The organism is Belnapia rosea, assembly GCF_900101615.1.
GTDB lineage: Bacteria > Pseudomonadota > Alphaproteobacteria > Acetobacterales > Acetobacteraceae > Belnapia > Belnapia rosea.
Genome location: NZ_FMZX01000021.1, coordinates 47,341 through 69,670, shown reverse-complemented (window position 1 = coordinate 69,670; position 22,330 = coordinate 47,341). Strand labels below are relative to the sequence as shown.

General features: G+C 65.0%; 9 protein-coding genes. 8 read left to right on the top strand and 1 reads right to left on the bottom strand.

Annotation, left to right across the window (positions count from 1 at the left end; genetic code table 11):
- Positions 1-95 precede the first annotated feature (95 nt).
- Both BLR02_RS22965 and BLR02_RS28855 read left to right on the top strand, forming a co-directional pair.
- Complete coding sequence (locus BLR02_RS22965; protein WP_176849753.1) at positions 96-818, top strand: ParA family protein; 723 nt, start codon at positions 96-98, stop codon at positions 816-818.
- Positions 819-821: 3 nt separating this feature from the next.
- Positions 822-1,139 (top strand): hypothetical protein, encoded by a 318-nt coding sequence (locus BLR02_RS28855; RefSeq protein WP_143018255.1) that lies wholly within the window; start codon positions 822-824, stop codon positions 1,137-1,139.
- 799 nt (positions 1,140-1,938) lie between these two features.
- Here the strand turns inward: BLR02_RS28855 and BLR02_RS22960 are convergent.
- Positions 1,939-2,841, bottom strand: coding sequence for a replication protein RepA (locus BLR02_RS22960; RefSeq protein WP_245704915.1), 903 nt, complete (start codon positions 2,839-2,841; stop codon positions 1,939-1,941).
- 706 nt (positions 2,842-3,547) lie between these two features.
- Here BLR02_RS22960 and BLR02_RS22955 point away from each other — a divergent pair.
- From BLR02_RS22955 to BLR02_RS22930, 6 genes are all read left to right on the top strand, one after another.
- Positions 3,548-3,919 (top strand): hypothetical protein, encoded by a 372-nt coding sequence (locus tag BLR02_RS22955; protein ID WP_090664780.1) that lies wholly within the window; start codon positions 3,548-3,550, stop codon positions 3,917-3,919.
- A gap of 307 nt (positions 3,920-4,226) precedes the next feature.
- Positions 4,227-6,713 carry a dynamin family protein gene (locus BLR02_RS22950; RefSeq protein WP_176849752.1) on the top strand — a complete coding sequence of 829 codons (2,487 nt, stop codon included), beginning with the start codon at positions 4,227-4,229 and terminating at the stop codon, positions 6,711-6,713.
- A 15-nt stretch (positions 6,714-6,728) separates the two neighbouring features.
- A complete protein-coding gene (locus BLR02_RS22945) occupies positions 6,729-9,476 on the top strand; it encodes a helicase-related protein (protein WP_090664778.1) in 2,748 nt (915 codons plus the stop codon).
- Between the two features lie 148 nt (positions 9,477-9,624).
- Positions 9,625-13,878, top strand: coding sequence for a sigma factor-like helix-turn-helix DNA-binding protein (locus tag BLR02_RS22940; protein WP_090664777.1), 4,254 nt, complete (start codon positions 9,625-9,627; stop codon positions 13,876-13,878).
- A 12-nt stretch (positions 13,879-13,890) separates the two neighbouring features.
- On the top strand, positions 13,891-19,140 hold the full coding sequence (locus BLR02_RS22935; protein ID WP_090664776.1) for a DEAD/DEAH box helicase: 5,250 nt from the start codon (positions 13,891-13,893) through the stop codon (positions 19,138-19,140).
- 410 nt (positions 19,141-19,550) lie between these two features.
- Positions 19,551-22,256 carry a UvrD-helicase domain-containing protein gene (locus BLR02_RS22930; protein WP_245704914.1) on the top strand — a complete coding sequence of 902 codons (2,706 nt, stop codon included), beginning with the start codon at positions 19,551-19,553 and terminating at the stop codon, positions 22,254-22,256.
- The last annotated feature ends 74 nt before the right edge of the window (positions 22,257-22,330 follow it).

Below are 22,330 nucleotides of genomic sequence, written 5' to 3'. Positions count from 1 at the left end.
CAGTTGGGCAAGCAGCGCGGAGCTTGCCTTCACGCATGTGCGCAGGTGAGTATGTGCTCCGGCTCACAGGCGCGACGGCACACAGGAGAGCATGCATGTTCGTGCTAGCATTGGTTGCTCAGAAGGGCGGCAGCGGCAAAAGTACCATGGCGATCCATCTGGCCGTCGAAGGTCACCGCCGCGGTATGAAGACTCTACTGGTCGATATCGACACCCAGGCATCGGCCGCAAAGATCATGGACAGGCGCGGCGAGGACCCGCCAGACGTGACTACCGAGGCCGCGGGGCGGTTGGAGAAGGCGATCGAGGCGGCCCGATCTGCCGGTTATGACTTCGTTGTGGTCGATACCGCGCCGCAGGCGGACCGGGCCGCAGCTCAGGCGGCCAAAGTTGCGAACCTCGTTTTATCGCCCGTTCAGCCCAGCATCGTCGATCTGGACGCAGTGGATGCAACCATTGACGTTTGCAAGCTGGCGAACGTCCCGATGATGTTCGCCTTGAACCGGGTACCGGCCCAGGGGCAGGAGATCGCTGGGACGTTGGATGCTATCCGAAAGCGGGGAATGCAGGTGTCCAATGTGCGATGGGGAGAGCGTAAGGCTTTCCGCTACCCGTTCATGAAAGGGCTGACCGCTCAAGAGGTTGAGCCGGGAAGCAAAGCCGCATCCGAGGTGAAGAACTTGTTTGATGCGCTCCGCATTCCCGCAAGCACGCAGGCGCACATTGGCGCAGGCGCACATGTGCTCATGGAGACAGGTGCTCCGGCGCGCAGGAGCGCCAGTGCGCAGGCTCGCATGAAAGACGGCGTGAAGGTGTAATCAATGGCCCGGAAAAACCTGTTCAACATCGTTGAGGCCGACAATGGCCGCCCAGCATTCGACCCGCCGGTGGCAGAGCCGTCGCCGCCCATGCAACCCGCTGCTGCCGTCCCGAGCGCAGACCCCATCGATCCGGATCCAAGGCGGCGCCAGCCGTACCGCGAGGGCAAGCGAGCCGTGATGTTCTTTCTCTCCGAGGAGGCGTTCTCCCAAATGCACGTCATCCTTGCTAGGCAGGGTAGGCGGAAGGTGCAAAATCTGATGGAGGAGCTAATCGACGACTGGTTCCGCCGGGAGAATGCGCCGCGCGTCGTGAAGTGACGGCGCGCAGGTATGCAGGCGCACATGTGTGACGGTGCACAGGACCGCATGTACACCGGCATGCTATCGAAGCCGCGTCGCCTAATCGTCATTGAACACTCTTGCTCCACTGCCACGGTCCCATGTTTACCCGCAGCACCATGGGCTATTGGCTGCAGGCACCCAGCGCCCGGTCAATCTGACTCAGCAGGGCAGGCTCATGCCGACCATCCATGCACGCGTCATTTATCCTGACCACGCGGCCATGCCCGGGTTACCTGAAAGGCGAACCACGCCAGAAAGGGCAGAGAACATTGCTGTATTTGCGCAAGCATTGCTGGCGCGAACACTGCCACTTCCACCCCCAGGTCACGGCCTCTGGAGAGGGTGGGGGGCATGGATGAGCAACTGAAGGCGTTGGTGGATCGAAGCAGCAGCCCGCTGCCGATCTTTACGTGCCGTGGGGGAGGACACAGCCCCTGCACGCTTATCGACTTCCGCACCAAGCGTATTGGCTGTTCGTCCGCACGACCAAGCTGTTCACCACTGGCTGACGTTCCCGGCGTGGCTCGGCGCGGTAGCGTGGTTGAGCGAGCAGTTCGAGGTGGAGCGACCCATCACGGCGACACTGATGTCCGGCGCCGTGTTTGGCAGCCACGCTTGTCACTGGGGATCGGCAAGTGGCTGGCCTAGCCCTACCTGCACTTCTTGCGCGGCATCTCCAAAGCCTCGCCGCCACATTAGGCCGCGGTGCGGGAACCGCCGAGCGAGCTAATAAGAACGCTTCGGTGAGGCTGGGATTTTGTGGGATCGCTCGAGTTTAGGGGGCGGGTAGCCGCTTGGACTTAACTGGCCCCGTCACCAGTCGGAGCGTCTTCGGCGCAACCGGCGCGGGACTGGGATATAGGAGGATGCCCCGAGCCTGATCCTCTATCTTGGCTTCCGGGTACACCGACAGCGCCATGGTGAGGGTGTGGCGAAACTGGCGACGGAAGTGATCGAGTCGCCCAAAGCCCTGCCCGAACTGCTCTTTCAAAGCAGACCAGCTAACCGGAGTCGGGCTTTTCAAGACATGAAGTCGATACGCTAGCCAGCAATACACATCAAGCGCTAGGGAATTATTGGCGATCTCTTTGACAGCAGATTCAACAATTGGCACTGGGTGACGCTTTAGTTGATCGAAGAACATTTGGGATAGAGTGGCAGTCTCAATAAACTGGCCGCTTTGCTGCCCGCTATCGTCCTCGACGAACATGGCGGTGTCGAGGATCGATTGGTTCACCAAACCTGAGCGGTTGCCCTGCACGATCTGGAAGGACATGCGGCACCGGCTGATCCGTTCGGCCTGGTCGCGCACATCCTGCATGGAGCGACCGCCAATAGGAATGCCGAGGCGGCGCAACCAAGCGTGCAGGGAGCGACCGAGACTGATGTCCCGCGAACCGGTACGTAGGGCCTCAGATTGCAGATAGAGCAGGATCAGGCGGGCACGGGAACCGTAGGGGACGCCGATACTCACAGGAGGCTTGCCAGGCCGCATACCGGGCTGCACGAGCAGGGTGACGCGGTCGGTCTCCACCTGCCACGGCTCCTCATCCTTAAGCCTGCGGTGCGGAAGGGCCGCCTGTGCCCAGCCGGAGTAGAGGAAGCCGATCTCGTTGTCTTCGGATGCGAGAAAGCCCGCTGCCGCCTCGACCACACGACGGTCGATGTCGGCCTTCAATGCTCCTTCTCTACCGAACTCCAATAGCAGCTGATGGACGGTTCCCACCGGCCTGCCCCCTTCCTGAGCCATTAGCACTTTGCCTCTTCGCGGCGTTGCCGTCGTGCTGGGATTTTGTGGTGATTGCAAAGAGGTATTTGGAATTCTTATAGTATGCACCCCTAAACCCCAGTGGGTATCTCGCTACGCTGTTGATTCCGCTAGGGGTGCATCGAACTGCTCGCCCACAATATCCCAGCCCGCTCCCAGTAAATATCAGTCAGGCGGTGGATAAGCGATGCAATCGTACCGCCCGCGACTCCAAGGGGCATCCCTACGGCTTCCCAGTAAACCCCAGTGGTTGTGCCGCCGACACGGTTCTGCCAGGCATTACGGCAATCGGCCTGTTTGCCAGCTCAGTTAGGGACGGAGGTTTCCATTCAGGGCTCGACGGAGAACGAGATGGACTGTGTGGCCTGCGGCTCGGCCAAGATGACCGAGCGGCCGGAGCGCACCGCCCAGAGCTACCGCCGGTTCCGCTGCCAGACCTGCGGCGCAGCAGTACAACGAGCGCTTTGGCACCGTTCTGAACCACGCCCAGTATCCATCGGACATGGTCGCGCTGAGCGGGGTTATAACATTCCTACCTTGCTTGCGAGAGACGGCATTTGCACGAGTCAGGCTGCCACAGCGGACTCCATTGGCGACGCCGTGGAGCAGGGGGAAAGTGCGAGACACTGCTAGGCAGGCGGACCGGCTGGCCGTTATCCGCCTGCGCTACACCATCAACACCCATCTTGAGGACCAGAGCCTCACCATCTCGGCGCCGATCGTCGCCGAGGTTGGGCTGTTCGCCATCGAGGCAGTGCGCCTGCTGACTCGACGGCGTGAGCGCGAGGGCAACTTGGAAGCCTTACAGGCAGTCGCCGATCGTCTTGGCCTCGCCGCCCGGCTGGACGGACTTGGCGTGCCGCCAAGCCCGGTCGACCTGCGGCGAAGCCGGGGCGGTTCAACGCTGCGCCACGTCGGGACGCTGCCCCTGTGTGGACTGGTCTGGGGGGTGAAGTTCTGTCGGCTGACTGGATCCCCTGGCCGGTGATCCGCCGCCTGCACCCGCGCTATCCGTACCGAGATCTCGCGCTCGCAGCGGGCGCCAAAAAACGCGAGGGGCCCAGCACCGTCGGCACTTCGGCGCCGACTACGCAGGCAGCACTGGTCTGGGACAGATCCAGGGGCGCCATGGATGCCGTGGCCGGCAGCTGCGGCCAAGCGCTCCGATCGATAATGTGTCGACACGAATCAAGAAATGCGAATCGAGTCTCAAAAAAATGCTGGCACGATAGCTTGTTAGGGTTGATGCTAGCGTGCACGATAGAGCAGAAGATGTGCTTATGACGGAAGTAGCAATGGAGGTTACCTCGGTCCTGACTTGGTGGCAGGAAGCCAAAGCCTTCTTCCAAGAGCACATCGGAGAGGCCGTTCCGCAGCTGGAGAACGACGCGGTGCGTCTCCAACGCTTCCTCGATCGCGACCAGGACATTGTGGTCTGCGTCCTCGGACAGGCTGCAATTGGCAAAAGTACCCTCCTCAACGCCCTCGTTGCTGGCAGCGAGACCGTCCTTCCGGCGGGCGGGATCGGCCCGCTGACAGCCCTCGCTACACAGGTCCGGTTCAGCCAGGAGCCTTACCTCCGCGTCCGCTACAAGGAAGTGCGCCAGTTGCATGGCGTTCGCCTCGCCCTAGAGGCCGAGTTGCGACGCCAGGGACGGGTGGTCGAGCCTGCCAGCCCGGAGGAGGCTCCAGACGCACAGAGCCCGCTCGCGCTTATCGAGACTGGCGACCCCGGCGAGCCAACAGCCGACCTGCCTGGCGAGGCTGAGGGTAGAGCACGCGGGGATGGGGAGGGGAACGCCGCGGAACACCGCCGGACGATCGACGCCGAGCGCCGGAAGCGCGTTGAGGAACTCGCCCAGCAAGTGCGACAGGTCGTCAAGGGTGATCAGTTCGCAGAGGCAAGCCTGGAGGAGTTGGTCGCCGGGTTCCGGCGGGTCCTCGGGCTTGATACTCCTGGTCTTGCCTCACTTTCTGAGGCTGACGATGTACGGACCCGACGTGCCGCCATCGCGCTCGCCTCAGGCCGGGGTGGCAAGTCGGTCCTGCATTCGAAGGCTTCCGTGGGCCAGAATTTCGCCGCCCTTCTCCGCGAGCACGCCTCGGGATCCCTCGCACCACTAATCGCCGAAATCGAGGTTGGGTGGCCCTCCGACATCCTAAAGGCCGGCCTTGTCCTGGTGGACCTACCCGGTGTTGGTGTCGCCAGCGACCGCCACCGTGCCGTAACATCGGAGTTCATCCGCGAGCGCGCACGGGCGATAATCCTCGTTGTAGACCGCTCTGGACCCACCGACGCGTCGGTCGAACTCATCCGGGACAGCGGATACTGGGACAGACTGCTGCTCTCCGCGGGAGATGCGGAAAGCGACCCCTGCGCGCTCCTGATCGCCGTGTCGAAGACAGACGAGGTCGCCGAGGAAGAGCACCGGGGTCTGCCGAAGGAGCAGCGCCCGCGAAAGCGGGACATCCTTGCCCGCCTCCGCCCGGAGATGGAGGAGAGGATTCGCGCGCAAGCCGCGGTTGGTTTCGCCAAACTCTCAGACGCCGAAACGGAAGACGAGGTGGTACGAGCCGCCCGCATCGGCGCCGGCAAGGCCCTGCTCGAATCGATGCGCGTCTTCGCGGTGTCTGCCACACAGTACCGGGACCTAAAAGCCGCCGACGACGACGAGGATGTCCGGCCCTTCGTGCGCGACCCGGAGGACACGGGCATACCTCAGTTGCAGGGGCATCTGACGCAGCTTGCCTCCAACCACCGCGCCGATATGGCATCCGCGCGGGACGAGGTGGCCTCGCGTATCCTGAGGACCGCCTCTACCTACCTCGACCGGACGCAGACTCTCTGGACCGAGAACATGCGGGCGGCAGAGGAGGCGGTAAAGCTCCGGGAAGAGCTCGATCGATTTCTCGAGCCCAAGTGCCTCGAGCTCGCCAACAGGGAGGGAGCCTTCCGCGAGTTCCTTGAGGGAACCGCCACAACGCGTATCGACGAGCTGGTGGCAAAGGCTCAGGCGTCTGCTCAGGAGGAGGTCAACGGCTACCTTTGGGGTTTGAGGCAGTTGCACTGGGCGACGCTGCGGGCCACGGTAACTCGGGGTGGCGCCTATGTCTCCAATGTCGGGCGGCGCGTCGACTTGGCAGCCGACGTCGCACAGCGCTTCCAGGAGCCAATGGCGGCGGTTTGGGGCCAAACCCTCCTGCGTCAAGTTCGAACTCGAACCCAGGCCCATGGCCGTGCCCTCGAGGACATTGTTCGCGAGATTTGCGAGTGGGCGGACCAGCGTTCCGACACACGCGTCCAGAAGGAGGTTCTCGCCGCCCAGCATAAGCTGATCCGGGATCGGGTAGAGCAACTTGGGCAGGTCGGGCGCGAGGCGGTCGACGAGCTGAAGGACGCGATCAAGAGGGATTTGGTGCAGCGCATTGCCACGCCCATCCGCAGCGCGTGCGAGCGTTTCGTCGCCCGGGGTGACGCCTACGGACCAGGCGTGAAGAGACGAGTCCTGGATCTGTTTGACGAGCTGTCCAGGACGGCCGTGAGGGAGGCAGCAATACCAGCCGCAGCCCTCCTCAAAGCCCGCTTCGCGGAGGTGCAGCTCGAGATCCTGCGGGCGCTTGCCGAATGGGGAAACCCCGTCCAGCAGGCCGCGGACGCCGTTGTGGAGCGTGAGGAAACCAGGCAGCGCCGCTCTGATGCACAGCGCCGCACCAAGGTGCTCCATGAACTCGAAGAGTTGCGCACCTGCATGCCTGCTGCTCCGCAGCAGCTCGCCGCCTAAGGTCGGACGCCCGCCATGCAGCCTGCCGTCGTCAGCTATCAGGGCGAGCCGCGAGCGGTCGTGGCGGAACTACCCTACCTCGGCCTTACGGTTAGAAGCCTTGTCGGGCTGCCGCGGCGGGCCTACGCCGACGGGGAGGCGCACCTTGCGCCCCCGCTCCTGGACCCCTTCGTGGACGCGCGCGCGACGGAAGTTCTGCCCACGCCAGCTGCGATGGCGGCGGCGCGCTCGCGGGAGGGGGGCAACTGGCTCGCGCAGACGCGACGCGCCCAGCAGGCGCTCCTTGCGTGGTTTCTCCTCGCCGAGGACAGGCAGCGGCGGCTCGTCGTGCGCGACGTCGCCCCCCTGATGCACCAGCTGTCGCTTGTCGAGCACGTGCTCGCGGGGCCGGATCTGCAGCGCGTGCTGATCGGCGACGAGGTCGGGCTGGGCAAGACGGTGGAAGCGGGGCTGATCGCGCAGCGACTCCTTGCCACCCGGCCCGACGTCCGCATGCTCTACCTTGCCCCCGCAAGGCTTGTCCGTAACGTTGTCGGCGAGCTCCGCAGGCTCGGACTGGACGCCCGGAGATGGGTGGCGGGACCCGAGAGCGACGCCCGTATCGAGAGCGACCGCATAGTCGTGGCGAGCCTCCAGAAGGCGGTCCGTGACACTAACGCAGCCAAGCTCGCGGCAGCGGGCCCGTGGGACGTTCTGATTGCGGACGAGTGCCACCACCTCTCCGACTGGGAGCCGGGCGGCGGCAGCCCCAACGCCGGCTACCGCCTCGTTCGTGACCTGCTCCAGCTGCAGCGGCCGGAGACAGGCCGCCTGCTCCTTCTCAGCGGGACGCCCCACCAGGGCCACCAAGCGCGCTTCGAGAACATTCTCGCTTTACTGCAACGGGGCGGTGAAGACATTGATCGTGTGGCCGGACGGCTGATCTACCGGACCAAGGAGTCGGTTCGCGACTGGTACGGGCGGCCGCTCTTCCCAAGCCGGGACGTCCGGCAGCCCACAGTTGTGCAGCTCGGCGGCCCATGGGCCGCGTGGTACGACCAGATCGGGGCCCTCTACGACGGCGCCTCCCTTGCCGGGCGCGGACAGGCGGGCGCGCGAGCGGGGGGCTGGGCGAAGGGGCAGGCGCTCCAGTGGGCTGCGTCGAGCGTCGAGGCTGGGCTAGGTTTTCTGGCTCGCCTCGCTATCCGCCGCCTCCGTTGGGGCCCCAACAATCCGGCGCTGGCCGAGGCTCTCCTCGCGCTACGCCCATACCGCGGCGGAGCGGCCAACGAGGCGCTCACCAACCTCCACGCCCGCATGGTGAAACAGATTGCCGTGCAGGAGGACGAGGAGGACGCCGAGGAGCTCGACGAGGGGGGCGAGGCGCGCTGGAGACCTGACCCCGACCTCCTGTCAGAACTTCTCCGACGCGGTGCGGCACTCAAGGCGGCCCGGGCCGACGCGGCGAAATGGCAGGCGATGCTGGAAATCCTTAACCGTGCCGGGGATGAGAAGGTCGTGCTGTTCTGTCAGCCGGTCGAGACAGTCGCCGTGGTCGCCCGCGAGATCGAGGGACGTTTTGGTGAGCGCCCCTCCGTTATCATCGGCGGGCAGACCGATGGGGAGCGGGACGCAGAGGTCGAGCAGTTCCGTGCCAGGCGCGGGCGGCGGTTCCTCGTGTCGTCGCGGGCGGGGGGCGAGGGCATCAACCTCCAGGTCGCGCGCCGGCTCGTCCACCTTGACGTTCCCTGGAACCCGATGGACCTCGAGCAGCGGGTTGGGCGTGTCCACCGGTTCGGCTCCCGCCAGACCATCATCGTGGACACGGTCGTGGTGGCCGGGACGCGCGAGGCGGACGCTTACCGTATCGCCCGCGAGAAGCTGCGGCTCATCGCGGGCCAACTCGACCCAGAGCAGTTTGAGCCGCTGTTCAGCCGGGTCATGAGCCTCGTGCCGCCAGAGGAGCTTGCCGACGTCTTCGGCGTGGACCTCCCATGGCCCCCGGGCGGTGAGACTGAGCGCCGCATCGCATCGATTGTGCGCGCCGGCTACGATAGATGGAGCGAATTCACCCGCCGCTTCGCGGAGGGCGCCGCTGCAGTCGCAGCCCTCGACCCTGGCGCTGTGGATTGGGCGGACCTACGCGAGTTCCTGAAGAGGGCGTGTGGGGCTGAGGACGGGCCTATTGCGACGAAGCCGGTCTTTTCCATCGAAGGCCGCGACGTTGTGGCATGCGACGCCGAGGTTCGGACGGTACGCGCCTTCGAGCAGCTCTTCGTTTGCGACGAGACCGATGGCCTACCGGCGGCTGATGACGAGGGCACGGCCTTGCCAAGGCTTGGAACGGGTCATGCCCGTGTCGTGGCAGAAGTGCGGGAGAGATTGAAGGAGAAGCCCGAGGGACGGATCGCGTCTGTGCGACTTAGGGCGGGGAGCATGCTCGGCCTTTCGGCACCAGGGAACGCAGCACTGCTGTTCTTCGCCGTGCAACGGGTCGAGATGTCCGGAGGAACGGCGGAAGAGCGCGACCTACGTCTGAGGGCCTTCCTTATTGGGCAGTCCGGCGATCCCGTCGAAGTGGCTGAAGGCCAGATCGGGGCGGTTGTCCGTCACGTCTGCTCGGCCGAGCGCCAAGCAACGCCATCAGGGCTTCCGGAACGCCTCGAACAGGTTGAGGCGGCCCTGATGGAGCGGATTAGGCAGGAGGCCATGCAGGACCACGCGGCGCCGCCGCTCTTGGCGGTGTGGCCAATCGCCTGCGTGCTGGCCGCGGTCGTTGGCTGAATTGCCCATTAGAGCACGTGTAGATGTCTCCTGCGGATAAAAGCGAATCAACGGCTCCGGTACCGAGAGCACAGGTGTGGTCACGTGTCCGTCCTTGAACGTGGCCGGTCTGACCGGCGCTTGGGCGTTGGGAAAGTAAGAGGGCGGCGTGGATCCTGAACTCGGTGTCGACTGTCTAGTCTCTGCCGAGGCGCAGGTTTTGGGCACCCAGTGGGATATCCCTCCCGACGCCTCTCTGATCAGCCTGGAGGAGGACATCCCCGAGGGCGGCACGGTCGCCGAGGAGCGCACCCTTTCCGACCCGTGGAGCGAACCCGCGGCGCGGCGCGCTATGGGGTTCCTGGCACACCGCAAGGTCGGGCCGAGGATGTCCTCGACGCGCATCGACCCGTTGCCTATCGACGGCCCCGGACGCGACCTCCGCTGGGCCTGCTTCGCCCCGCAGAATGAGATCGATAGGTGGCGGGCTTCCTGCCCTCACGCGGACGCCACCCTGATGGCGACGGCCCGTTGGCTCGCCGGAAATTTTCTGTCGTTTGGGAGCGCGCAGGCGGAGGCTTTTCCTTTGGGCGAGCTCCAGGATGCCTTCCTGGCATGCCTCGACGTCCGACATAGGGACGTGCTCCGAAGGAGAGTGTCAGGGGAAACTCTGGAGTCCTTGGGGGCCACGCTTAAAGTCACCAGAGAGCGCGTTCGGCAGATCGAGACCGCGGCAGTTGAGCGTCTGACGAACAGGCTCGTCTCGATGCGCGCCGTCCGGCACCCATTGGGACTGGCGCTCCTGTGCCACGCCTCGCGTCTCGCCGTCCGGGTCCTAGACGCCGCCACCCGTGAGGATGGCGTTCTGCGGGAGGAGGCAAAGCGGCAGTGGATCCGGCGGGCTCTTCCCGTGGGTGATGCGGAATGGCTCCTTATTCTTCTGCGGCTCGGCGAGGACGCGGACCCCGACCTGCGCCCCGTCTTCGACCCATTAGACGCCGTAGGCAGCCCCTTCCAGGGTGGCCGCACGGCGTTGCCGTGGCAGGACGAGGACGTGGCCGCTCTCGCGGCGGGGTTCGAGAAGGCCGTCGAGGGGCGTGTACGGCGGTCGGCCCTAATGGCCGAAATCCGGGCCGCGTCGGGCCTGAGCGCCGACGCTGTCGCCGCCCTGGCCCATTTCGCCAACCTCACCGTCCACAACGACCAGGTTTTCGAGGGCCCCCTCAAGGCATCTGACGCTAGACGGGCGACGCTCGCCGAAATCCTGGCGAAGGCCGGGCAAGCCATGAATGAGGCGGAGATCCTCGAGGAGCTCGTCCCCTTGGGGCTCGGCTCGGACGCGGCGCTCAGGGACATGCACCGGGCCATGTCCGACGACGCCGAGACCTTTGTATCGGACGGCAGAGCGTCCTGGCAGCTGCGGCGGCAACTCGGCGACCGCGTCGAAGATCGGCGGCCGGAGCATCCCGACATCCCGCCCCCCATGTCCCTGGCTGCTCTAAGGGAATCTCTCGCCTTGCTTCCAGGACCGCGGCCGGGCGTCGCCGCGCTGGAGGGGATGTCTCCGGAGGACGCCGCTTTCGCAGTGACGGCAGGCGGGCAGCTGGCAGACGCCTTGGCGACCCTACCCGGCGACGAGCGCGCATCACTCGCGCAAATTCTGCGCCCGGAGGACGAGACGAAGCTGCTCGCCTGGCTGGCGGTGGCGGTTCCGGGCGAGCACCCGGAGGGCGCGGGGCAGGGCGCACGTTCTCCCCGCATCCTGGAGGGGCTCACTATGCTGGCCGCCTTCGTCGCCGCCATCAGGACCTCGGCGGGATCAGATGACGCTCACTGGGCAGTCATCTTAGCGGCATGCGGAGTGCAAGCGCGCGGCTGGATCTTCAACAGCCAGCGGGCCGTCAGGAGGAAAGTTCTTTCCAGACTGGTCGAGGTCGCGGCCTGTTGGCGGCTACGGCGGGCCTTTTCCTTCCGGTCCGACCCCTGGTCGACGCTGCTCACCCTGCAGGCGGGGCTGCTGCGGAAAGACATTGAGGTGCTGCCCCGCTGGCTCGGCAAAAGCCTTCCTACCGTTGCGATCCGTCAACTCGTGGCACCCGGCACCAACCACTCTGCCTCCTTCGCCTGTACCTGGAATACCCTCCAGTCCTACCGCCGAGGCCTCGTCGGGCGCGACGCCGTCGAGGCGCTCGCCCGGCAATCGGAATGGTGGCCCGGCTGGTCCGTGGACGAAGCGTGCCGCGCCTGTGTCGAGACCGTATGGGAGGAGTCGCCCCGCAAAATTGCCGAGCAGACGGAACCCGCCCTCGTCCCCAAGCCGGAAGTATCTGCTGAAGCGCCGCCAGCCGCCGCGGATGCCGCGCTGGTTCGACTAACAGCAGCACGCGGGGCGGCGGCCAGACAGTCGCTCGCAGGGTTTCAGGTATCCCTCGGCGTCGACGGTGGGGCCTTCTGCCTGTCGCTTCCGGAGCAACTCCAAGTCGCCCCTGGGCCAGTGGCCCTGATCTCGGACGAGTTCCGCGTTGGCGGCTTGGTAAGGGAAGACGGCTCGGTCGCTTGGCACGCGGAGCGTCCCTGGGTGCGGATGGGGCTGCGGGGAACGTCGGAGCGCCCTGTGCGCGTCGAGCGGGGTTTGGAGGTCCTAGCGTCGCACACCATCCGGCTTTGGGCCGCCGACGACTACATCATGGCGTTCCCGTTGGGAGGGGTGCGCGGCGGCTACGCCTTCGACCCCTTCGTGTCACCGCTACCCCGGAGCGGCGGGGTGGCCCTCCTGCTGCATCGATCCCTGCGACTCTCAGTGCCCGCGGACGAGGAGCACGGTCTGGACGACAGCTATGTTCTCGCGGTCTTCCGCTCCGGCCTGCCCCAGGGTGCCACGGCCTCGTGCAATGGCGAGGTGCTCTGGACGGCTGAGAATCAGTCGGAGGCGCGTAGGACAGTCCCTGATCTGGCGGTCAGCCTGTCCCTTTCCGGCGGGCCCGCGTATTGGGGCGGGATCGCGGCCCTGGCGCTGCCGCGCCCCCCGGATGGTTTCGTCCCCCACAGGGCGTTGGTCGGCGGTCAGTCCCTGGTGGCACACCCCGACGGCCAGGGGTGGCGCTTCCCCGGCTTCGCACTGCTTCCGGGCCTGGATGCGTTGCGCCGCCGCGGGCGCGTGGACGGCTTCCTGGCAGGCGAGCGCGTCACCGTCCCGGCCATGGTCTTCCTCGGGCAGGTGCCGGGCGGGGCCGCGCTGAACGATGGGGGCGGCTGGCGGCCGCTCAACCCCTCCAAAACCTACGAAACTGGCCGGGACGGTCGGGCCAGGCTCTGGGTCTGCCTACCGGACCATGCGGATGGCCAGGAATGGACAGTCTTCGAGGGGCCCCGTCCCGTTACGGTCTACCGCGAGCAGGGCGTTAGACTGGCCGGACGCCTGTTCGGGTTTGGTGAGGCGCTCAGACTTGAGCGCAGGCACTTCAACCTGAACGGATCCGGGATCCCACTGGCTGAGGCAGCGACCGACACGGGTGTCGTCGTCGGCTGCGAGGTGGATGATGCTGTTGTCCGGGTCTGTCTGGCGACACCAATAGCTTGGACCGAGCGCCACAAGGCACTCGCGTGGTCCGCTGAAGGCATCTCCGAGTTGGTACCCGCCAGGGAACTGCCGTCTTCCGCCGAGTTCACCTTTGAGCATCCGCCACAGCGAGTCGATGGCGTCTGCCTCTTCCACGGTCCCGCTTGGCTCGGGGGTAGCGTGGCCGCCGGCGACCATGCGGCCGCGGTGGGAGCTTTCCTGGCCGAGGCGGTGGACGGCCCCGAGGCGTTGCGCCTCGCCGTGGCAGGGCGCTTGCCGATCCTCGCCCCCGCCGCGGTAGCCAGCGCCGCTGCGCGCCTGCAGGCGGATAGCGCGAAGGGGCTCCTCGCCCTCTGCCGGGCGTCCGTGGACGCCGCCTCCGCACACGTCATCGGACGCCTTCTCAGTACCTGGGCACCGCGTCCGAACCTCGCGGAGGCGCTCGTCGCGCAATTCCTGACAGCATCAGCGGCGGGCAAGGGTGGGGCAATCCTGGAGCGGCTCACCGCCGACGCGCCCTGCTCGACAATCCGGGTGGTGGCGCACGGCCTACAGCCAGTTCCTAGACGAGAGCAGGAACGCCTCATCGAGGCACTAATTCTGCGCATGCTGCCTTCGGACGTGAGAGAGGTCGCCGGTGCGGAACAGGCGCTGCTCGCCCGCGCTCTCGAAGCGACCAGGTTCGACCAGAACTTCCTGGCATCCAGGGCTGAGGGGAGCATCGCGTCCCTGGCCTGGACGAATGCCTCAGCACCGACGCCCCCGCGGCAGGAGCCGAACCTTGCCACGGCGTTGACCATCGCCCCGGTCCGGCGCTGGCTGGCCGTCCATCTGCTCGCCCGCTTAGCGACTTTGATTCGCTGAAGGAGCTCCGTCTTGGAAATCGAGAAGTCCCTCCAGGTCGACGCAATCCGGACCCGGGCACAAATGCAGGACCGCCTCGTCGACGTCGCGTCCGCCGATGCGTACATGCGCGACCCCGCACTCCAAGAGCGCGTGCGCCAGGTTTGGCGGGGCGAAGACAGGGGCGGCGGCTCGGCTAGCGAGCTCTTCGTCGAGGGCATCTTCCCCGCCGCAGATTCGGGGGCGAGCATCGACGATCTCGTCAGGGATGGCTCCTTCGCGCCCGCACTCCGGAAGCAGCTCGCCGGAGTCGACGGATCCATGACTGGGCGTCCCCTCTACCAGCATCAGCGCGACGCCATCGAGCTGGCGCAGCGGCCAGGTCCCTCACGTCCAGTGGTAGTGGTCCGCGCCGGGACCGGTATGGGCAAGACGGAGGCCTTCCTGCTGCCTCTACTGAACGACCTCCACTCGCGTCCGCGCACCGGGCGGGCGGAAGGCGTCCGCGCCATTGTGCTTTACCCTATGAACGCCCTGGTCAATGACCAAGTGGAACGCCTGCACGGATGGATGAAGGGGCAGAACGCGTGCCGCCTCTTCCACTTCACCAGCGAAACCCCAGAGGACCCCAGGACCGCAGACAAGGTCAACTACCCGCCCTTTGACAGATCTAGGGTCAGGACCAGGAAAGAGGCCAGAGAAAACCCGCCGGACGTCTTGGTCACCAACTACTCGATGCTCGAGTACATGCTCATCCGGCCGCAGGACGCGCCGTTCTTCGGGCGCGATCTGAGCGTGATCGTGCTGGACGAGATGCATCTCTACTCGGGGACGCTCGCCGCAGAGATCGCGCTACTTCTCCGCCGTGTCCTGCTGCGCTGCGGGCTCCGCCATGAAGATGTCATGTGGCTTGGCGCGTCCGCCACCCTGGGCGGAGACCTCAAGGAGTTCAGCGCCGCACTTTTTTCGCGGTCTGCGGCGGACGTGCACGTCCTCGAGGGGCAGAAGACTCGCCCGCAGCTCAAGGAAACCGTCGCTCCAGCTGCCGCTCCCACGCCTGTGGACGTGCCCGATATTCTGCCCACAACGCCATTTCTGGATGAGGGCGGTCTGGTCGAGGATCCAGGGCTTGCCGCGCGGGTGGCCGAAGAGGGCAGGGCGCTCGCCGGGCCGGGCGCCCTGGATGCTGCCGCGCACCAGACCCGTCCGGCTAACGCCCTCGCGGAGATCCTGGCGCGCGCGCCCTTGATGCATCGCCTGCAGGACGAGCTGTGGCGTGCCAGCACGGGCGGCGACATCGTCCCCCTAGGGCGGCTCAGCTCGGCGCTTTGGGGACGGAGCGACACAGAGACCAGAGGCGCGACGGAGAGGCTGCTCCGCCTCGGGGCCCGTGCCCGGTGGAGCGCGAATGAGCTCCCGCTATTTCCCCATAAGATCCACTTCCTCGTGCGCAGCCCCGTCGCGCCGATGACCTGCGTGAACCCGGATTGCACCCACGCGAGCAGCTACAGGCTGCCCGGCGCAGGGCCTGTGCTCTCGAGCAGACATGAAGTGTGTCCGGCCTGCAGCACGCAGACCCTGCCCCTAGCCCGTTGCCGATCGTGCGGGGACTGGTTTATGGCCGCGTTCTACAACTCTGGGGACAACCGGTTTCGGCCCGCCCGCGACTGGAGGGAGGACGACGACCGCCTCGAGGACGACGACGACGAGGCGGCCTCCACCGTCCGCTTCCTGAGGCCGGCGGACCCGGCGGACCCCGCCTGGGAGCCGTACCAGCTGGCGGACGGGCGACGGGAGACCCTGATGCCCCACGCCAAACTCAGAACGCACCAGGCATGCCCAACCTGCGAGGACGGGAAGTTCGCCCTCGTCCAGCTAGGGGACACGGCAGGGCTTGGCATGGCGGCTGAAACCATGCTCGCGTCGATGCCGCCCTGGGCGGGCGCGGATCGCGCGTGGCGCCCGGCCGACGGCCGACGGCTTATCGCGTTCAACGATAGCCGCCCCTCAGCGGCTCGGCTCGGCCCAACCCTGACGGCCACACACGAGATCCAGATGGGCCGCGCGATGATCGCTGACTGCCTGCAGGGCGCGTCGCTCAGCGACGCCAAGCTGGCTAGGCTGAGGAAGCATGAGCGACGCCTATTGGAAGAACTCGAGGAAACGGAGGGTAGCGAGCGCACGATTATCGAGCAGGAGTTGGCAGCGTGCCGCGCTGACATGCGGGGCGCGTCCGCTGGCGGCACGATGCGCTTCTGGTCGACCCAGCTTAAGGCGCACCCGCTTACCGCTCAGTTCTTCGACCGCGAAAAGGGACAGTTCCACAAGTCCGTGGACTGGACGCAAGGCGAGTGGGAGACCAATCGAGACAACGTCAGACAAAGAGTGGACACTATTCTGGCGCGCGAGTTTGCAGTGGCGGTGCCCAGCATCCTGAGCCTTGAGACGACGGGACTAGCCGAGGTGGTCTTCCCCGGCTTGGAGGAGCTCAGCTTTCCTGATCGGCTGGCTGGCTTAATGCCTAACGAAGCGGCCTGCGAGGCGTTGGCGGGCGCATGGCCAGGGGTCCTGGCGGGGCTGTGCGACACTGTTCGCATGAACCGCTGTGTCACCTTTGGTGACGGCGAGATGGACCGCTCCGCCTCCTACTATCCCGTTGGTGTCTGGATGTCGCTCGCGGCCCCCGGCCCCTCCATGTCCTCCTTCCTGCCAGGCAGGCCCGGCGAGACGCGGCGCACGCGCTTCGCTACTGCGGTGCTGCGCGCTGCGGGTATCGAGCCGGATGCGGCGGCGGCGCTCGCCTTGCCGCTCCTTGAAGCCGCTTTTGCCCAACTCGCCGGGTGCGCCCGGGACAGCGCGCTGCCTTGGTTGGAGTTTGGTGAGCGTGGAGTGGGCAGGTCGGTGGTCGACGCGTTCCGCGTCCGCTTCTTCGAACTGGGGCTTCGGGCACCCCAGGAGGTGCACCGGTGCCCAAGGACGGGCGCGGTTTGGCCCAGGGCGGTCCTGGGCTGCGCACCAATCCGAGGGTCTCAGGGCGGTCTATCCAAGGTTGGCCAGGACGAGCTCGACCGTCACCCGCGCCTTGCCCGCGCGCGGCACGCATATCGCAACGACCAAGCGTTTCGAATCGGGCTCTGGGCGGACGAGCATTCTGCGCAGCTCTCACCCGAAGAAAACCGGCGGCTCCAGGAGCTCTTCTCGAAAGGAATTCGCAACATCCTGAGCGCCACCACCACGATGGAGGTCGGCATCGACATTGGCGGCCTTTGTGGGGTGCTGATGGCGAATATGCCGCCAGGGCTCGCCAACTACCTCCAGCGAGGTGGACGGGCCGGACGCCGGACGGATGGCGCGTCCATCGTTTGCACCTTCGCGCGCCGCCGCCCTTACGACCAAGCGGCCTTCGACGACTTCCAGTCTTTCTTCCGGCGGGAGCTGCGGCGTGCCAACGTGATGCTGGAGCGAGAGGGCATCGCGCGGCGCCACCTGCAGGCCATGCTGCTTGGTGAGTTCTTCCAGGCGATTCGCCCACTCGACGCTAAGGCTGGAGCCATGGACGCCTTCGGGAAGATCGGCGCCTTCTGCGGAGTGCCCAGGCCCCCCTACCTGGAGGAGGGTGCCATCGGTCCGGTGGAGATCCAGCCCGCGACACCGATCCCGATAGGCATGCGGCGACCAGAGCCATGGTGGGACCGCGGGGCGGAGCCAGATCTCGCATCCGAGTTCGTCCACTTTGTGGAGCACCTTGCCGCAGAAGGCGGGGAGATCCGCCGAAGGGCGGCCCTGCTTGCGGCCGGGACGGGGTTCGAACGCCAAGCCGCGGACTGGCGGACCTTTGCCGACGGGGTCGTCGAACGCTTCTCGGTGTCCGTCGGCGAGTGGAAGGCAGACTTCCGTCGTGTCGTCGATCAGTGGCGCGCAGAAGGGGCAAGCGGCACCAGCTCAGCCAAGTTCAGAATGAATGCCCTTGCGCGACAGGCGAGGGAGCTCCGCGAGGCCACCGTCGTCGAAGAGCTGGGAAACCGCAAGTTCTTGCCCCGCTATGGCTTCCCCATTGGCCTGAACTCGCTTGTCGTGAACGTCGGCAAGGAGGGGGCCAACCGTTTCAAGCTGCAGCGCGACGGCACAGTTGCCGTAGCCGAGTACGTTCCCGGCTCGGTGGTCATTGTCGGCGGCCAGTTCGTTCGATCCCAGGGCGTTCAGCGCGCATGGGGCAGTGACCAGGATGACATGGTTGGCGTCACACTCTGGCGCCATCAATGCGACGATGGCCACTCAAAGTGCCTGACTGTCCTTGAGGCGCCCGACGATCGGTGTGGCGTGGACGGTTGCAGCGCCCGAATGCGCAAGTGGCCGGAGCGCCTGCTCGTTCCACGATATGGCTACGCCACAGCCGCGTCCGACGCCCCGTCTTGGTTTGGCCAGCGGCAGCGCGTAGGCGCGGTTGAACTCATCATCAATCATGCCGCGGGCCGCTCCACCATGTCGGAGCACGATTACGGCGGCCTTCCCGGGCTAGACGCCTCCTTCCTCGAGAACGTGGAGCTCGTCGCGGCCAACGCCGGGCGGGGCGATCTGGGCTTCGCACTGTGCACGGCCTGCGGCTACGCGGATTCTGAGGAGATGGCCAAGGGTGAGGGAGCCAAAAAGCTACCCTCTGGCTTCGAGCGGCACGTGCCTCTCTACCGAGCAAGTGGCAAACCTTGCAGCGGGGCCATCGGCCAAGCCTCAGTCCTCCGCAACGTGACCTTTGCGGCCCGCCAATTCACCGATTTGGTACGCTTCGAGTTCACTGACGTCTCGGGTACCGATCCGGTTAGTCTAACGACCCTGGGCCATGCTCTGGCCCAGGCGGGTGCCGAGATGCTTGAGTTAGACCAGCGCGAGATCCGAATGGCGGTCGACCCGATTGCGACTGGGCGCTGGGTCGTTCGCGTGTTCGACGCTGTCGGACACGGCGGCGGACACATGGCAGAGATGTTCCGACGAAGCAAAGAATGGCTCGCTGCGACACATCGGGTCCTGCGGCGGTCCGACGCACACCACGAGATCTGCCGGACCGCCTGCATCACCTGCGTTCTGTCCTCAGTCAGCCAGGATGACGCCCGCGATGGTATGCTCGACCGCAGAGCCGCGCTACGCGTGTTGGAGGGAGCAGGCAGCCCTCGGCTCTACAGCCTGCGCGCTGAAGCTGTGGCACCTCAACCAAGCGGGCCCGCCCAGCCGGACATGCTGGCGGCGCTTCAGCGGCGGAAGGGAGCTGCGGTGTCCAGGCGGCGCTGAAGCCATCGCAGATTGTCGGGCACTAGTGGGAAGGGGGGCCGCTACCTTCATCTTGGGCCTGCACGTGCTCTGTTATTGCCGCTCGTTGTCTGGCACTAGGCCGCCAAGCGGAAGGGATAAGCAGCTAGACCACTCGCGCGATCGGACGCCATCGCCGAGTGGCGTAGGGGCAGAGCGGTTTGGTCTCGAGGAGACACCTCGATCTTCGCCTAATGCATGTTCGCGCTAGGCATGGATCTGCTACAGGTCCCCAAGCTGGACGACACCGTTGGCGACACGACGGACGAGCACGGTGCCCAGACGCTTGCGAAGAAAAATCGCTGAAAGAACCAATCGGAAAAGTCTAACGTGTAGTGATGTTCGCCCGGTCTCGCACGTACGGCCCTAGCCTGTGGGCCAAGCTGTTTCTAATGAACAACTGGAAGCTGACGCTGGACCGATCGCATTGCGACCGCCTGCGCTTCGGTGCTGATAACGACATCCCCAGCATGGGCATCACTGCCGTCACCGTCACCAAGGCGTTGCTCTGGCACTCCGTTGAGATCCGCACGGCCACGCGCCTGGACACGCTTACCGGCCTTTCCGGTAAAGGTGCTCAGCGCCTTCAGACCGATGTGCTCGCGTTCGTCAACCTACATCTTTCCAACCTCATCGACCGCAATAAGCAGCAGCTTAAAGAGGTCGACACGGCCATTGGCTCGATTGTCAGTGCCAAGCGTCAATATCTCGCCCAGTCGGACATCAGCCGAGCCATCGCTGCCGTGCCGGGAAGCGTCTCGCAGGCGCTGGTACACCCGCTATTCGACGCAGCTCTGATACCCGTCGGCGTGCGGACGCATCTGCCGACATCGTTTAGGATGCTGACCGATCCGAACGAGCGCAGGCGCTACAACGAGACATTCGTCGTCCACGAGATGCGCGTCTTCGAGCGCTTCTTCGATAACCTCAGCGGAATCTCTCTGTCCGATGAGCAGCGCGAGGCCTGCATCCGGTTGGAGGACAGCAACCTCCTTGTCGCATCCGCGGGATCGGGCAAGTCTGCGACCATGGTTGGTAAGGTCGCCTATGTCTTAGAGAAGAGAGTTCACGGGCCGTCCGAGATCTTGGTGTTAGCGTTCAACAAGAACGCGGCCGATGAACTGAAGGAGCGGATCGCGCGGCAGCTCGGTTTGGACACGGCCAAGCTGGAATGCCGTGTCACCACATTCCACGCGCTCGGCCTCGGCATCATCAAGGAGGTCGAGGGCAAGCCACCGCAGCTTGCGAACTGGGTCGAGAACGCCACCGGCGAAGTACGCTTCATAAACAGCATAATTCGCGAACTAACCGACACTGACGTCGACTTCCGCAGCCTATGGGTCGATCTTCTGACGCTCTACCCCAAGGCTGACATCCCAGCTGCAGAGTTCGACACCCCAGAAGACTATGTACGCTACATCGCCGACGCCAACGGCAAGCGGGGCAGCGGGATCTGCACTCTTGCTGGGGTCTACGTTAAATCGCTGCAGGAGCAGAGCATAGCCAACTGGTTGTGGCGCCATTCGGTTGAGTTCGAATATGAGCGGCAGATGCAGACGCGGGATGAAGACGGAAGCGTTCGTTACGTTCATCCTGATTTCTATTATCCGAACACTAATACAGTACACGAGCACTTTGCGATCAATGCCGACGGGAGCTCCCCCTTTCCAAACTATGCCGCTCATACGGTGCTGAAGCGGTTGGGCTACGCGAGGATTAATGCCGACTTCTTTGAGACGACCTCCGCGCAATCATCCGACGGTTCGCTGCTGGAGCGGCTTCGGGCCGAGCTTGAGAAGCGCGAGATCCCCCTGCTCGACAAGCCGTACGACGAGGTCTTGAAGGCGATCGCACCAGTGGTGGTGACCCACTACCACAAGATTATCGGCGTCTGCATCAAGCACATTCGGGCCAGCCGGCTCACGCTCGACATGCTGATGGAGAAGGCCAAGTCGCTGCGGGATCGTAATCGCGCAGAGCGCTTCGCCAAGGTTGTTTGGCTCATCACCGAGGCCTACACGCGCAAGCTGGAAGAACAGAAGCGCATTGACTTCGATTCAATGATCGGCGATGCGGTCAGGCTGGTCGAGACAGGACGGTACCGCAGCCCCTATTCGCTGATCCTCGTCGACGAGTTTCAGGACATCTCGGACCCTCGTGCCAACCTGATCAAGGCGCTCAAACACCAGAAGCCATTCACCAAGTTATTCGCCGTTGGCGACGACTGGCAATCAATCTACCGGTTCACCGGATCGGACATCACGATCTTCACCCAGTTCGAGGCAAACTTCGGTGCCTCTTGGCAAGGACGCCTGGAGAGAACCTACCGCTGCAACCAGATGCTCGCCGACTCCGCCGCCAAGTTCATTCAAAGGAACCCAGCACAACTGACCAAGACGGTAAAGTCGTCTCGTCCGGCCATTCCGCGGTCAATTCGGGCCATCCCGGTTAGTGTCGAGCGTAACAAGCGCAACTTCCGCGATGCGTGCTTCAATGTGCTTAATCGGCTGGAAACCTTCCTCGGCGGCAACCCAGCGCTGTGGCACAAGCACGGCGGTGATCGGCTCAAGGTGCTTGTATTGTGGCGCTACAACCTGCTCGATCCGTTCCACGGACGGCCGCCCACATTCGATAACATCGAGGTGCACGGCCTGTCGTTCCACCGGTCGAAGGGAATGGAGGCGGACTACACGATCCTACTCGACGTCAGCGAAGGCGATTACGGCGTGCCTAGTCGCATCGAGGACGACGAACTGCTCAACCTCGTCATCCCGCGACCCGAGACATTTCAATACGCGGAAGAGCGGCGTCTATTTTACGTAGCGCTGACCCGCGCTAGCCGAGGCACGTTCATTCTTTATAACCGGATCGCACCCTCCCGGTACATCAAGGAGCTTTGTGACATCGCCGGCGAAGACGTCCAGTTCGAAACGGTCGATGGCCAACGTTTGTGGCAATGCCCGACGTGCATCACCGGCCAGCTGGTCGAACGCACTGGCGCCAACGGCTCGACCTTCATCAGCTGCACCTCCCCTAAATGCCACGGCGCGGCTCGACCTATAGGCAATGGCGGAGAACAAGGCGGTCTCCGCCACTGATGACGCGGGCTCTCCAGTAAGGGGACTGCCTAAGCAAGTACCCTCGGCTAAGATGGAAAAGCAGCTAATGTGGA